The sequence below is a fragment of the Streptococcus sp. HF-1907 genome, assembly GCF_015594605.1.
GTDB lineage: Bacteria > Bacillota > Bacilli > Lactobacillales > Streptococcaceae > Streptococcus.
This window is the reverse complement of record NZ_JADNQT010000001.1, coordinates 95,432-109,550: the sequence shown is the minus strand read 5'-3', so window position 1 is coordinate 109,550 and position 14,119 is coordinate 95,432. Positions and strand designations below refer to the sequence as shown.

13 protein-coding genes are annotated in these 14,119 nt (G+C 39.3%); 1 reads left to right on the top strand and 12 read right to left on the bottom strand.

The annotated features are described in order from the left end of the window. Positions 1-55 precede the first annotated feature (55 nt). Positions 56-1,711, top strand: a complete 1,656-nt coding sequence (locus tag IYQ92_RS00560; RefSeq protein WP_195674826.1) for a peptide ABC transporter substrate-binding protein — start codon at positions 56-58, stop codon at positions 1,709-1,711. A gap of 91 nt (positions 1,712-1,802) precedes the next feature. Here the strand turns inward: IYQ92_RS00560 and ffh are convergent, their stop codons facing one another. The 12 genes from ffh to IYQ92_RS00500 form a co-directional block, all read right to left on the bottom strand. After that, the gene (ffh, locus tag IYQ92_RS00555; RefSeq protein ID WP_195674825.1) at positions 1,803-3,368 is read right to left on the bottom strand and encodes a signal recognition particle protein; all 1,566 of its coding nucleotides are present in this window, start codon (positions 3,366-3,368) and stop codon (positions 1,803-1,805) included. Between the two features lie 26 nt (positions 3,369-3,394). Further along, positions 3,395-3,604 (bottom strand): hypothetical protein, encoded by a 210-nt coding sequence (locus IYQ92_RS00550; protein WP_229311250.1) that lies wholly within the window; start codon positions 3,602-3,604, stop codon positions 3,395-3,397. A 63-nt stretch (positions 3,605-3,667) separates the two neighbouring features. Beyond that, on the bottom strand, positions 3,668-4,000 hold the full coding sequence (locus tag IYQ92_RS00545; RefSeq protein ID WP_195674824.1) for a putative DNA-binding protein: 333 nt from the start codon (positions 3,998-4,000) through the stop codon (positions 3,668-3,670). A 133-nt stretch (positions 4,001-4,133) separates the two neighbouring features. Beyond that, on the bottom strand, positions 4,134-5,456 hold the full coding sequence (locus tag IYQ92_RS00540) for a sensor histidine kinase (protein ID WP_195674823.1): 1,323 nt from the start codon (positions 5,454-5,456) through the stop codon (positions 4,134-4,136). Then, positions 5,440-6,120, bottom strand: coding sequence for a response regulator transcription factor (locus tag IYQ92_RS00535; RefSeq protein WP_195674822.1), 681 nt, complete (start codon positions 6,118-6,120; stop codon positions 5,440-5,442). The genes IYQ92_RS00540 and IYQ92_RS00535 overlap by 17 nt, the downstream gene beginning before the upstream one ends. A gap of 153 nt (positions 6,121-6,273) precedes the next feature. Beyond that, on the bottom strand, positions 6,274-8,820 hold the full coding sequence (locus IYQ92_RS00530; RefSeq protein ID WP_195674821.1) for a M1 family metallopeptidase: 2,547 nt from the start codon (positions 8,818-8,820) through the stop codon (positions 6,274-6,276). 184 nt (positions 8,821-9,004) lie between these two features. Beyond that, a complete protein-coding gene (gene phoU, locus IYQ92_RS00525) occupies positions 9,005-9,658 on the bottom strand; it encodes a phosphate signaling complex protein PhoU (RefSeq protein WP_195674820.1) in 654 nt (217 codons plus the stop codon). Between the two features lie 22 nt (positions 9,659-9,680). Continuing rightward, positions 9,681-10,439 carry a phosphate ABC transporter ATP-binding protein PstB gene (gene pstB, locus IYQ92_RS00520; protein WP_195674819.1) on the bottom strand — a complete coding sequence of 253 codons (759 nt, stop codon included), beginning with the start codon at positions 10,437-10,439 and terminating at the stop codon, positions 9,681-9,683. Positions 10,440-10,451: 12 nt separating this feature from the next. Then, on the bottom strand, positions 10,452-11,255 hold the full coding sequence (gene pstB / locus IYQ92_RS00515; RefSeq protein WP_195674818.1) for a phosphate ABC transporter ATP-binding protein PstB: 804 nt from the start codon (positions 11,253-11,255) through the stop codon (positions 10,452-10,454). 36 nt (positions 11,256-11,291) lie between these two features. Further along, complete coding sequence (gene pstA / locus IYQ92_RS00510) at positions 11,292-12,179, bottom strand: phosphate ABC transporter permease PstA (protein WP_195674817.1); 888 nt, start codon at positions 12,177-12,179, stop codon at positions 11,292-11,294. Further along, entirely contained in the window at positions 12,169-13,086 is a 918-nt protein-coding gene (pstC, locus tag IYQ92_RS00505; protein WP_195674816.1) for a phosphate ABC transporter permease subunit PstC, read from the bottom strand. The genes pstA and pstC overlap by 11 nt, the downstream gene beginning before the upstream one ends. 65 nt (positions 13,087-13,151) lie before the next feature. Continuing rightward, a complete protein-coding gene (locus tag IYQ92_RS00500; RefSeq protein WP_195674815.1) occupies positions 13,152-14,018 on the bottom strand; it encodes a phosphate ABC transporter substrate-binding protein PstS in 867 nt (288 codons plus the stop codon). Positions 14,019-14,119: the final 101 nt, after the last annotated feature.

The window sequence follows — 14,119 nt, the reverse complement described above, 5'->3', positions numbered from 1 at the left end:
TTTTGATATAATACCCCTATCATATGAAAAAAGAGATTTTGAAGGAGGTTTTAAAATGACTACTTTTCATTCTAAAACGGTAAAATATTCAGGTTTAGGCTTAGCCGCTCTTTCTGCTGGTTTGTTACTCGCAGCTTGTGGCAATAACAGCAATTCCGCTAGCGCAAATAAAAACGAAATCAACTGGTACACACCGACTGAAATCATCACTTTGGACATTTCTAAAAATACCGATGCTTATTCTAATATCGCCATTGGAAATTCTGGAAGTAACCTACTACGTATTAATAAAGATGGTGTTCCAAAGCCTGACTTGGCTAAATCAGTTGATGTGTCATCAGACGGTCTTACCTACACAGCAACTCTACGAGACAACCTAAAATGGTCAGATGGAAGCAAGTTAACTGCTGAAGATTTTGTTTACTCATGGCAACGTATTGTTGACCCCGCAACAGCGTCTGAATACGCTTATTTAGCAACAGAATCACATTTGTTGAATGCTGACAAGATTAACTCTGGTGACATTAAAGATTTGAGCCAGCTAGGTGTTAAGGCTAATGGTAATAAAATCACCTTTACTTTGACAAGTCCTAGCCCACAGTTCAAATATTTCTTGGCTTTCTCTAACTTTATGCCACAGAAAAAAGCCTATGTTGAAAAAACAGGTAAAAATTACGGTACAGCATCTAAGTATCAATTGTACTCAGGACCTTATACCATCAAAGGTTGGAACGGGTCAAATGGTACTTTCAAACTAGTTAAAAATAAATACTATTGGGATGCTAAAAATGTAAAAAATGACGCCGTCAATATCCAAACGGTTAAAAAGCCAGATACAGCCGTTCAAATGTACAAACAAGGACAGCTCGACTTTGCTGAAATTTCAGGAACTTCTGCTATCTACAACGCTAATAAAAACAACAAGGATGTCATCGATGCTTCAGATGCTCGTACAACCTATGTTCTCTACAACCAAACCGGTTCTGTAAAAGCTTTGACAAATACAAAAGTTCGTCAAGCGCTCAATCTGGCAACAAACCGCAAAGGTATTGTTAAAGCTGCAGTTGATACTGGTTCTAAACCAGCAGAATCCCTTGCACCAGCTAAGTTAGCTAAGTTAACAGATGGTACAGATTTGGCGAAATATGTTGCACCAGGTTACAGTTATGATGCTAAAGAGGCAGCAAAACTCTTCAAGGAAGGCCTTGCTGAAGTCGGTCAATCTGACCTTAAAATCACAATCACAGCTGACTCGGATTCTCCAGCAGCTAAAAACACTGTTGACTACATCAAATCAACTTGGGAATCTGCTTTACCAGGCTTAACTGTTGAAGAAAAATTTGTAACCTTTAAACAACGTTTGGAAGATGCTAAAAATGAGAACTTCGATGTTATCCTATTCTCATGGGCTGGTGACTATCCAGAAGGCTCAACATTCTACGGATTGTTTACGACCACATCATCATACAACTATGGTAAATTCTCAAGTTCTGACTACGATACTGCCTACACTAAAGCAATCACAACAGACGCTCTAGATACAGATGCTGCTGCAGATGATTACAAGGCTGCTGAAAAAGCTCTTTACGACCAAGCTTACTACAACCCAATTTACTATCTTGGTAAAAAAGGTTTGCAAAACCCAAGCATCAAGGGACTTGTTCGTAACTCTACTGGTCTAAACGTTGACTTTACTTACGCGCATAAGTAGCACAAATTAAGAGGGAAGTTTGAGGCTTCTCTTTTAATTTGTGCTAATAAAAAGACCTATCTAGTGAGGTGCTAGATAGGTCTTTTGAGTTTTATTTACGTTTTTTCTTAGCCTTTTTGATTTTGTTAGCTTGGCGTTTCATGGCTTGTTTCATTGCAAATTGTCCCACCTTACCTTTCAGACCACCACCAAACATTTGGCTCATGTCCATATTTCCACCAAGAGCAGATAGGTCAGGCATGCCATTGCTTCCCATCATACCTTCTAGGGCAGACATATCCATATCAGGCATATTCGGCATGTTCTTAGGAAGATTGTTAGGATTGATACCCATTTGCTTCATCATTTTGTCCATGTCACCTGACATAACGCCCTGCATCATTGATTTAGCTTGGTTGAAATCTTTGATAAACTTATTGACTTCGACAAATGAATTCCCTGAACCGTTGGCAATGCGACGACGACGACTTGGTGTTAGTAAGTCTGGATTTTCGCGCTCTGCAGGTGTCATCGATGAGACGATAGCTCGCTTACGTGCGACTTGCTTTTCATCAACTTTGAGATTTTTCATAGCAGGATTATTAGCCATGCCTGGAAGCATTTTAAGAAGGTCTTCCATTGGTCCCATATTTTGGACTTGGTCCAATTGGTCAATAAAGTCGTTGAAATCGAAGGTGTTTTCACGCATCTTCTCAACCAATTCTTGTGATTTTTTCTCATCATATTCTTGGCTAGCGCGTTCAATCAATGTGAGAAGGTCCCCCATTCCCAAGATACGACTTGACATACGATCTGGGTGGAAGGTTTCAATATCGGTAATCTTTTCACCAGTACCAGTGAATTTAATCGGCTTACCAGTGATTTCGCGAATAGAAAGAGCAGCACCACCACGGGTGTCACCATCGATTTTGGTAAGGACGACCCCGGTGATATCAAGTTGATTGTTGAATTCTTCGGCGACATTTGCTGCCTCTTGACCGATCATGCTATCAACAACTAGCAAGATTTCATTTGGATTAGCCAGTGCTTTAACATCACGGAGCTCTTCCATGAGCTTCTCGTCAATTTGAAGACGACCAGCGGTATCAATCAAGACATAGTCATTGCGATTTTCGCGTGCCTGCGCCAGCCCATTTGCCACAATCTCAACAGCCGAATGGTCAGTCCCCATGTCGAAGACAGGAACATTGATTTGCTGACCGAGTGTTTTCAGCTGGTCAATGGCTGCTGGACGGTAAATGTCGGCCGCAATCATCATCGGACGAGCATTTTCTTCCTTGATGAGTTTGTTAGCCAGTTTGCCTGCGAAGGTTGTTTTACCAGCACCTTGAAGCCCAACCATCATAATAATCGTTGGAATCTTAGGAGATTTTTCAATTTCAGCCGTTTCTGAACCGAGAATCTCAGTCAATTCTTCGTTAACAATCTTAACGATTTGTTGCGTTGGGTCAAGCGTATCAATGATTTCATGACCGACAGCGCGTTCACGGACACGCTTGATAAAGGTTTTGACAACTGGTAAAGCAACGTCAGCTTCAAGCAAAGCTAGACGAATTTCTTTGGTAACTTCCTGAACATCTTTTTCAGTCAGCTTTTTCTTTCCACGAATATTTTTGAAAACGCCCTGTAAGCGTTCGGTTAAACTTTCAAATGCCATGTTTTATCTCCACTTAAAATTCTTTACTAAAATAATAAACATCGTCCTCGCGATGCATGCCCAATCCTTGATAGACAGATTGCGCTACTTTGTTGCTTCGGATAAACTTGAGTAAAACCCAAAATCTTATCGTCTTCCTCTGCCAAAAAAACGATTGATTCCTGCTTATCAAACAAATCATAGGCTTGGTCAATTTCAGCCTCTTGACGGTAACCACGACGGTAGTCATCAAACAACTCAGCTACTTTCTACAAATCTTTTTCTTGCATCAAGCGAATCATCTGCTCTACCTCTTCGTTTTATTCCCGATTATCAATACTGCTAAGGATGGCAATCTTCTCAGTCAAAAAAGAGTCGTCAGGATATTCTTCCAAAATCTCATCGAAAATCTGACTACGCACAATATAATCTGAATACATGTGCAGCTTCATTTCATAAGCTTCCAAAATGCGCTCGGTCCGCTTGATATTGTCATAAACAGCCTGACGGCTGACACCAAATTCTTCAGCAATCTCTGCCAAGCTGTAGTCATCAGCATAATAAAGCTCAATGTAGTTCATCTGCTTATCGGTTAACAGCGCAGCATAAAACTCAAAAAGGGCATTCATGCGATTGGTTTTTTCAATTTCCATAACTCATATTATAACAAAAAATTAAAAACCGCGCTACAATGGGATTTATTAGACTTTTAGATACTAGAAAACAGCCTAGTCAATCTGCTAAGCTGTTTTGGAATTATTTCCAAAAATACATGAATTCAAGATTTTATTTATTCGAAAAGTGAACTTCAAAAATCGTCCCCTTAGGTGTATTATCTTTGACTTCGATAGTTCCTTTTAGAGCGCTAGCGATTTGGCTTGCTAGAGACAACCCTAGACCAAAACCACCACTTTGACGCGTCCTAGCCTTATCGACACGATAGAAACGGTCGAAAATCTTTGTTTTGTCGCTATCTTTGATACCAGGACCATTGTCAGCGACAGTCAAAATCACTTGCTTATCAGTTGTTTTAACCGTAAAATCAACCACCCCATCCTCACCAGTATATTTAATGGCATTGTCAAAAAGGATAGTCATCAACTGTTTAAGAACAGCCTTGTCTGATTTGAAAGGTGCCGTCATAAGGTTGTGGGCATGGAAAGTTTTATCATTCTCCTCAGCAATCAAGCTATAATTTTCGAAAATGGCGTCAATATCTTTAGCAGTAATCTCAGTATAGACCAGCTTAATCCCATCATCGCGACGAGCTAAGTTGAGCAGATTTGTGGTCAAAATACGCATATTGCGCACTTCGTCCAGACTCGATGCGATGCTTTCGCTATTATCTAAAATCGTCGAATCCGGCTTTCTAAAGAGAGATTCTAGACGGTTCTGAAGCACGGCTAGCGGTGTACGAAGCTCATGGCTAGCATTTTCGACAAATGCTTTTTGCTTTTCATAACTTTCGATAATAGGCTTGCGCGTCCAGTTAGCAAGGTAGACGCTTGCACCAATGGAAATGAGCCAAAATGTTGCCATGACAACGATAATAATACGTTCATAACGTTCGTTGGCGGTTGCAAGCTGGTCAACGTTGATAATAACTGACATATATTTTACATCTGGATAGCTAATATTTTTTACTTTCACAGTAACAATGTGATATTTTTCCTCATGTCCAAAAATATTCGTTAAAGAAATTTCATATATTTTTGAAAGATATTTTTTATTAAGTTTTAGCGATTCCCAGCTAGCGAAGAAAATATTGTCAGCATTTAAAATCTTTCCATCATCCGAGAATAAAATGATGTCCGTATTTGCTACAATCTGCTCAGATAATTTTGGATTTAAGTTGTTTGATTTAGAAACTTCAGAGTCCTGATTAACTAGACTACTGCGCCCCATAACCATTTCAACATAATCATCTGTTTTGCTAGAAATACGACTTAAACTACTATCTACGTTGGAATAAAGTCCATTTCTCATAATTTGCAAAATGATGGTTGTCATGATGACGAAGATTCCAGTAAAAACTAGAAAAAAATGAATAAAATGGGAAAAACGACTAGATGAAATGATTTTTTGTACTTTATTATTCAGTTTCGACATTTTTTAGAATATACCCTACACTACGCAATGTTTGTAGATTTTCAGCAAAAAGAGTCCCTTTTAGTTTTTTACGAATTTTAGAAACATACACTTCAACAACGGAAACAGTCGTATCACTGTCAAATCCCCATAGACGGTCAAAAATTTGAGATTTTGGCAAAATCACATTTTGATTTTGTAGGAAATAAACCAATAAATCAAATTCTTTACCAAGTAGTTCAACGGGCTGGTCATTAACATAAGTGCTGTTTGTAGCAGTGTCCACACGAACATCGCCATAAACTGAGTTATTATCATCTAATTTTCCTGAACGTTTCAAAAGCGCCTGAATACGCATTTTTAATTCTTCAAGATAGAAAGGCTTAGTGAGATAGTCATCTGCTCCTAACTCAAAACCGTGTCCTTTATCGTCCAGACTTTCCTTGGCTGTCATGATAAGGACAGGCGTTTTAATTCCTTTTTCGCGCAGCTCTTTCAACACCTGAAAACCATTCTTTTCTGGCAACATCAAGTCCAGCAAAATAAGGTCATAGATACCGCTTTCTGCTTCGTACAGCCCTTCTTCACCATCAAAAACCTGCATAACATCTGCAAAATCATCTAAAAAGTCAAAAATAGAATTTGACAGACTTAGGTCGTCCTCAATCAATAATAATTTAATCATAACTTTCTCTCCTTAACGAACATATTTCTACTCTTAGCATTATATCACGAATTGTAACTAATTGTTCTTGTTTACACATAATAATGACGAGTTTAGCAAATATATCTTAAGGAATACTAAAAGAAGCAAGAATCTCTTACTTCTTTTAGTCTATTAGTTGATAGCTTCTTTAATTGCAGTGTTGACGGCTACTTTTTCAGCTTCAATGAGGGCTACGCGAGCAGCAATTTCTTTGATACCCATTGAAATGTTACGGCTGATTGCCATATCTGATAATTGTGGTTCAAAGAAGGCTTTGTACTCATCAAGACGTTGACTCGTTTTGAAAATATTGGCTGGATAGATAACAAATTTATCAAAACTCATATCACCACCGAGAGCAGCTTTAATCCAGTTCCAGTTTTCTTTAGCCCAATTCCAAACGGTTTCTTGAGCAAAATCGTTACGTAGGAATGTGTAATACCAGCTCATAGCGAGATCCTGAGGTTTAACAACATCTTTATCTTGCCACTTAGCGAGTAAACTAGCAAGTGTGTCAGCATCTTTAGTATTTGAAAGTGCATTGGCAATTTGACGTTTGAAGTTTCCGTCAGTAGTTGCGATGTAAGTTTCAAGGTAAAGAATTGTTAATTCCTTTGATTCGTGATGCTTGATTTGATTGTTCAATACTAATGCACGAACGGCCGCTGGGATATTAGCTAGATTGTCTCTGTGCTCATCAAAGATTTGGCTCGCCTTAGCAACGGCGTCTTCATTACCAGAGTAAAGAGCATTGGTCAAAGTAATTTGACGAACCATTTCATCTTCATCGCTTTCACCATCGTGTTTTTCAAAACCAAGACGGTCGTAGTTACTTTGGCTCAATTCACCGACTAATTTCTTGAAGGCAACTTCTTCTTCCGTATCAGATTCAACGAATAGCTCAAGACCGTTAAGAACGCTTCTGATTCCCGCTGCTACTAGGTATGATGTCTCATGAGCTAGCGCTTTAACTAGAGACACTAGGGCGCTGTATGAAATTTCGCCACTTTCTGCAAGCAAACGGCGCTCTTGAACAATTTGAAGTTTAGAAATGTTATCCAACTCAGTCAATTCATTCAAGATATTATCGAGCAACTCACCTTGATAATCAGTGATGTAATGAGCCGTATTTTCAGTGTTGAAACGAAGTGCACCAGTATTTTGACTAGCAAGTTGGCTATAGTTTGGAATTTCAATGCTTTCTTCAGTCAAAGTATCTGGAAGACCAGACCAGTTGCTGTTTAATGGAACATGCCATAAACGACCTTTTTCTTCGTGTTCACCGATGAAGAATTGTTTTTGAGAAATCTTGAGTGTATCATTTTCAAGACTAACTGTGACAACTGGGTAGCCTGATTGTTCCAACCATGAGTTCATGAAAGCAGCAACATCTTTACCAGAAGCGTCAGCTAGAGCATTCCACAAATCACGTCCGATAGTATTGCTATACTGATGTTTTGTGAAGTAAGCGTTAAGCCCTTTTGTAAAAGTAGCATCACCCAACCAACGACGAAGCATGTGCATGAGACGGCTACCTTTGGCATAAACAATGGCAGGATCAAATAGCGTATTGATTTCGTCTGGGTGGTTAACAGCAACGTGAACAGATTGAACACCATCTGTTGCATCACGTTTAAGGGCAAGAGGAACGCCACTTGTTTGGAAATCTTCGAAGATATTCCAAGTAGGTTCAATGGCGTTGATTGAAACGTATTCCATCATGTTGGCAAAAGATTCGTTAAGCCAAAGATCATCCCACCATTTCATTGTCACAAGGTTACCGAACCATTGGTGAGCAACTTCGTGAGCTACAACTAATGCAACTTGTTGGCGACTAGTAACAGTTGAATTTTCATCTACAAGTAGGTAAACTTCACGATAGGTTACAAGACCCCAGTTTTCCATTGCTCCGGCAGAGAAATCAGGAAGGGCTACGTGCAGTGATTGTGGAATTGGGTATTTAACACCGAAGTAATCTTCATAGAATTCGATGACACGCACAGCGATATCAAGTGAAAATTCTACTTCACTGAGTTTATGGGCTTTTGTCGCATAAGACCCTACAAGGGTACCATTTTTAGTATGAGCAGTTTTTCCATGAAGGTCTCCCGCAGCGAAAGCTAGAAGATAGGAAGACATACGAGGGCTTGTAGCGAATGTCCAGAGACCAGTTTCTTGACGACGCTCTGCATTGACTTCAGGCATGTTTGAAAGAGCAATCTCTCCCTCTTCTTGATCAAATTTAAGGCTAAGATCGAAAGTTGCTTTTGCTTCAGGCTCATCAATACTTGGGAAGACTTCACGAGCAAAGTGACTTTCAAACTGCGTTGAAATAACTTCCTTCTTAACACCTTCAACTGTGTAGTATGATGGGTACATACCTGTCATATTATCAGTGATTTTACCAGCAAATTCAAAGACAAGTGTCATGCTACCTGTTTCAGGTAATTCGATATGAAGTGCTTCATTTTCATTGTCCATTGTAAAAGTCAATTCTTGATTATCAAGAAGGACTGATTTGATGGCTAAATCTTTTTGATGGAATGAAACCCTATTGTCTAAAGCTTCTCCACTGACAGCAACATTACCCGAAAAAGATTTTTCAGCGCGGTTAATATCTAGAAAAAGGTTGTAATTTTCAGGCACAAACTTTTCTACAAAGTGTTCTACAGTTTTCATATAGCTCCTTAACTAATACTGATGATAGCTAATCATCAGCGAACGGTATTTAATGTAAAAACGGTCAATTACTTCTGCGGCTTCTACATTTTACAAACACTAATTATATCATAAATGAAACAAGTTTGCTATTTTAGGGTTGTCATAATAAAAAATCTGAGCATTTTCACTCAGATTTTCTGTATTATAATTCGATGATTTTACCTGTTTTGAGATAAACGACCCACTCACAGATGTTTTTAGCGTAATCTCCAATGCGTTCAAGGTGCATTAAAACTTGGAAGTACTCTTTCCCAGCAAATACAACATCGGGTTGTTTACGGATTTCATCCACTGCCAAAGTTTGAATATCACGGAAGTAATTATCAACGATTTCATCTTGTGCAGCAATTTCGTAAGCGTGCTTTTCATCGCCATTGATGTAAGCTGTCAATGCTTCTTCTACCATGGTTTTAACGTGTTTACCCATTGCGTTAATTTCTTTTTCGACAACAGGAATGCGCTCTTCGCCTTTCATACGAATAGTCGCTTTAGCAATTGATGTTGCGTGGTCTCCCATACGTTCAATATCACTTGTTGCTTTTAAAACAGTAATAACAGTGCGAAGGTCCTGTGATACGGGTTGTTGCAAGGCGATAATTTCAAGAGATTTTTTCTCTAGCTTTGTTTCAAAGTTGTTGATTTCTTCATCACCTTCGATAACTTCTTTTGCCAAGTCACGGTCATGGCTGACAAAAGCGCGGACTGTTTTATTTAATTGAGCAGCTACTTCGGTCCCCATTGCGTAAAATTGATTATGGAGTTTTTCTAATTCTTCGTCAAATTTCGATCTTAACATTATCTTATTCTCTTTCTTAACCTTATCCAAATTTACCAGTGATGTAATCTTCGGTTTCTTTATGTTTAGGACTCATAAACATTTCTTTAGTATTTCCATACTCAATTAAACTACCATCCAAGAAGAAACCAGTTCTATCAGAGATACGAGAGGCTTGTTGCATTGAGCGGGTAACCAAGAGCATTGTATAAGTATCTTTCAAACCATAAAGTGTTTCTTCAATCTTACCAGCTGATATTGGGTCAAGTGCTGATGTGGGTTCATCAAGTAGGATAATTTTAGGACTAGTTGCCAATGTACGAGCGACGCAGACCCGTTGTTGTTGACCACCTGAAAGCCCTAAAGCAGAGTCATGAAGGCGATCCTTAACTTCATCCCAGATAGAAGCCCCTCTGAGTGATGTTTCGACAGCCTCATCTAAGATTGCTTTATCTTTAATACCTTTTAGGCGCAAGCCATAAACAACATTTTCAAAAATAGACATTGGAAACGGGTTAGGTTGTTGGAAAACCATGCCGATTTCTTTGCGCAATTCAACTGTATCTGTACGTGGGCTATACACGTTATGTCCGTTATACATTACAGAACCGGTTAAAGTAACTTCAGGATTCAAATCTCCCATGCGGTTGATAGCACGTAGCAGAGTTGATTTTCCAGAACCTGATGGTCCGATTAGAGCTGTGATTTCATTAGGATAAAAATCCATCGAAACTTCTTTTAAGGCTTTCTTTTTATTATAGTAAACGGATAAATCGCTGATTTGTAAAATAGGTTCAGTCATTTGCTACCTCTCCTATCCAAAACGTCCTGAAACATAATCACTTGTTGATTGTAATTTGGCATTTTGGAAAATGTTATTAGTTTTATCATACTCAATCAAATCTCCAAGATAGAAGAATGCGGTATAGTCACTTGCACGTGCGGCTTGTTGCATATTGTGAGTCACGATGATAATCGTATAATTCTTTTTGAGTTCGAACATGGTTTCTTCCAACTGCATGGTTGCAATTGGATCAAGCGCTGAAGCGGGCTCATCCATCAACAAGATTTGAGGTTTAACCGCAATAGCTCGCGCGATACAAAGACGTTGTTGCTGACCACCAGAGAGGGTGAAGGCTGATTTATGCAAGTCATCTTTCACTTGGTCCCAGAGGGCGGCTTGTTTAAGAGACGTTTCTACGATTTCATCTAAGAGTTGTTTATCCTTCACTCCGGCCCGTTCGTAAGCGAAGGTAATATTTTTATAAATTGATTTTGCAAATGGGTTAGGGCGTTGGAAAACCATTCCGATTTCCTTACGCATTTCGTATACGTTGATATTTGGTGCATTAACATCGATGCCTTCGTACAGGATTTCACCTGTTACGCGGGCAATATCAATGGTATCATTCATACGGTTCAAGCTACGAAGGTAAGTTGATTTTCCGCAACCTGAGGGACCGATAAGGGCAGTAATTTTATTTTTTTCAAATTGCATATCGATTCCTTTGATAGCTTCCTTTTCACCATAATAGACGTGAAGGTCTTTGGTTGAAAGCGCAAGCTTTTCTTCAGGAAAAGTAATGATATGGCGTTCATCCCAGTTATATTCTGTCATGAGTTCTCCTTGTGTCACTTCTAAATTGATATGACATTAGTTTGCAGATGTGAGTTTAGAGTGAAGCTTTTTACCGATGTAACGAGCAGATAAGTTGAAAATAAGAATAACAACGAGCAATACCGCCGCTGAACCTGCTGAAACTTTTGTCGCATCAGGAATAGTACCTTCACTGTTAACCTTCCAAATATGAACAGCCAACGTTTCCGCTTGGCGGAAAATTGAGATTGGACTTGTAATGCTAAATAGATTCCAATTTGACCAGTCAAGAGCTGGTGCTGATTGTCCCGCTGTATAGATTAGGGCTGCTGCTTCACCAAAAATACGACCAGATGCTAGGACGATACCTGTTACAATACTTGGAAGGGCTTCTGGTACAACAACGTGAATAACTGTTTCCCAACGAGAAATACCAAGAGCTAAGCCAGCTTCGCGCTGTGTATGGTGAACATTTCGCAAACTATCTTCAACGCTTCGAGTCATTTGAGGCAAGTTAAAGACTGTTAATGCCAAGGCACCCGAAATGATTGAAAAGCCATATTGGAATTGCACAACGAAAATCAAGTAACCAAACAAACCAACAACAACTGAAGGGAGTGAAGATAAGATTTCAATACAAGTACGGACGAAGTTTGTTAAGCGCCCTTTTTTTGCATATTCAGAAAGGTAAATCCCCGCTCCAAGTGATAAAGGGATAGAGATAAGCAAAGTAATAACAAGTAAGAAAAATGAGTTATAGAGCTGAATCCCAATCCCACCACCAGCTTGGTATGACGAAGATTTCCCAGTCAAGAAATGCCAAGAAACATGTGGCAATCCCCGAAGAAGGATGTACAAAAGTAAGGATGCAAGAATAGTGACGATAATTACAGCAATACTATAGAGAATAATCGTCGCTAGTTTATCAACTTTTTTAGCGTTCATAGTTTTTCTTTCCTTCCCTTGTAATCAATTTGATGACAGTATTGAATGCGAGACTCATAAGTAACAAGACTAACGCTAATGACCAGAGAACATTATTTTGGACTGTTCCCATGACAGTGTTACCGATACCCATTGTCAAAACAGATGTCAGTGTTGCTGCAGGTGTTGTGAGAGAGGCAGGCATAACAGCAGAGTTACCAACGACCATTTGAATGGCTAAGGCTTCACCGAAGGCACGAGCCATTCCGAAGACAACGGCTGTGAAAATTCCTGGGCGAGCAGCATTAAGGATAACACGCCAAATGGTTTGCCAACGCGTTGCCCCCATAGCAAGACTTGCTTCTTTATAGTGACGAGGGACAGCTTTTAGGCTATCAACTGTCATGAAGGTCACTGTTGGAAGGATCATAACAAAGAGTACGAAAACCCCTGATAAAATACCAAAACCAGTTCCGCCAAAAATCGAACGAACAAATGGCACGACAACTTGCAAACCGATAAATCCATAAACAACTGACGGAATACCGACTAGCAATTCTACCGCTGGCTGAAGAATTTTAGCACCGTATTTTGGTGAAATTTCAGTCATAAATACAGCTGCCCCAATAGCAAACGGTGTTGCAATAAGTGCAGATAAGATAGTAACGATAAATGATCCAGCAATCATTGGTAGGGCACCAAATTCTTTTGAACTAGGCTCCCACTTTGTACCGAATAGGAAATCGGATAATTTCACGCCATCAACGAAGAAGGTTGATAGACCTTTTTGTGCAACGAAAACCAAAATCATTGCAACAATGAAGACAATTAAGGCTAGGCTAAGAAAAGTAATGGTTTTTCCAAATCTTTCCAGCCTTGAATTTTTTGAAGGTGAGGTTAATTTTTTAACCAATTCTTGATTTTTCATAACTCCTCCTGAGTTTTAGAAACGTCAATTATGCTATCCAGCATAGGCGTTTCAGACGATTAGACTTATTTCGCTGTTACAGTACCATCTGCACTCTTAACAACTTGCATGTTGTTGATAGAAATGTACCCCATTTTTTCAACAATCTTATTTTGGACTTCATCACTCAGCATAAAATCAAGAAATTCTTTTGTGAGTCCTGTAGCTTCTCCTTTAGTATACATGTGTTCGTATGACCAAAGCGTCCAATTGTTAGTCGCAACATTTTCAGCAGTCGGTTCAAAACCATTAAGTTTAAGCTGTTTGACGCTGTTATCAACATAAGCAAAGGCTAGGTATGAAATGGCACCTGGTGTCTGTGATACGATTGACTTAACCATACCGTTAGAATCTTGCTCTTGACTTTGAATGGCAGATTTACCCTTCATTACAATACTGTCAAAGGTCGCACGTGATCCTGAACTTGCTGCGCGGTTGATAATTGAGATTTCTAAGTCCTGTCCTCCCACTTCTTTCCAGTTTTTGATTTTACCTGAAAAGATATCACGAAGCTGGTCAGTTGTTAGATTATCAACTTTGACTTTGCTGTTTACGATAACAGATAGCCCTGCTACTGCCACTTGGTGATCAACTAGCTTACTAGCATCAATCCCGTCTTTTTCTTCGGCAAACAGGTCACTGTTACCAATTTGCACAGCTCCTGCCTGAACCTGAGATAAGCCAGTACCTGAACCTCCGCCTTGGACATTGACAGTCTTTCCAAGGTTTGTCATTCCAAATTCGTCAGCTGCAGCTTCAACTAGTGGCTGCAAAGCAGTGGAGCCAACTGCGGTGATAGACTGACCTTTATCAATCCAACTTGCACAGGCTGTCATAGTGAACATAGTTACGCTCACTAAGGCTAACAAAAAGACAAATTTTCTTTTTTTCATTTTGTTTTTCCTATTCATTATTAAAATAGCTACTTACTAGTGCACCTATTTATAGTAGGATTTTGTAGTAATGCACTGAAAGTATTATGGAAACTGAAAAA

What these genes read in the sequence shown, in the direction of transcription:
- IYQ92_RS00560 (WP_195674826.1), top strand. Translation starts at nt 56, where the DNA reads ATGACTACTTTTCATTCTAAAACGGTAAAATATTCAGGTTTAGGCTTA.
- IYQ92_RS00545 (WP_195674824.1), bottom strand. Translation starts at nt 4,000, where the DNA reads ATGGAAATTGAAAAAACCAATCGCATGAATGCCCTTTTTGAGTTTTAT.
- ffh (WP_195674825.1), bottom strand. Translation starts at nt 3,368, where the DNA reads ATGGCATTTGAAAGTTTAACCGAACGCTTACAGGGCGTTTTCAAAAAT.
- phoU (WP_195674820.1), bottom strand. Translation starts at nt 9,658, where the DNA reads ATGTTAAGATCGAAATTTGACGAAGAATTAGAAAAACTCCATAATCAA.
- pstA (WP_195674817.1), bottom strand. Translation starts at nt 12,179, where the DNA reads ATGAACGCTAAAAAAGTTGATAAACTAGCGACGATTATTCTCTATAGT.
- pstB (WP_195674818.1), bottom strand. Translation starts at nt 11,255, where the DNA reads ATGACAGAATATAACTGGGATGAACGCCATATCATTACTTTTCCTGAA.
- IYQ92_RS00530 (WP_195674821.1), bottom strand. Translation starts at nt 8,820, where the DNA reads ATGAAAACTGTAGAACACTTTGTAGAAAAGTTTGTGCCTGAAAATTAC.
- pstB (WP_195674819.1), bottom strand. Translation starts at nt 10,439, where the DNA reads ATGACTGAACCTATTTTACAAATCAGCGATTTATCCGTTTACTATAAT.
- IYQ92_RS00535 (WP_195674822.1), bottom strand. Translation starts at nt 6,120, where the DNA reads ATGATTAAATTATTATTGATTGAGGACGACCTAAGTCTGTCAAATTCT.
- IYQ92_RS00500 (WP_195674815.1), bottom strand. Translation starts at nt 14,018, where the DNA reads ATGAAAAAAAGAAAATTTGTCTTTTTGTTAGCCTTAGTGAGCGTAACT.
- pstC (WP_195674816.1), bottom strand. Translation starts at nt 13,086, where the DNA reads ATGAAAAATCAAGAATTGGTTAAAAAATTAACCTCACCTTCAAAAAAT.
- IYQ92_RS00540 (WP_195674823.1), bottom strand. Translation starts at nt 5,456, where the DNA reads ATGTCGAAACTGAATAATAAAGTACAAAAAATCATTTCATCTAGTCGT.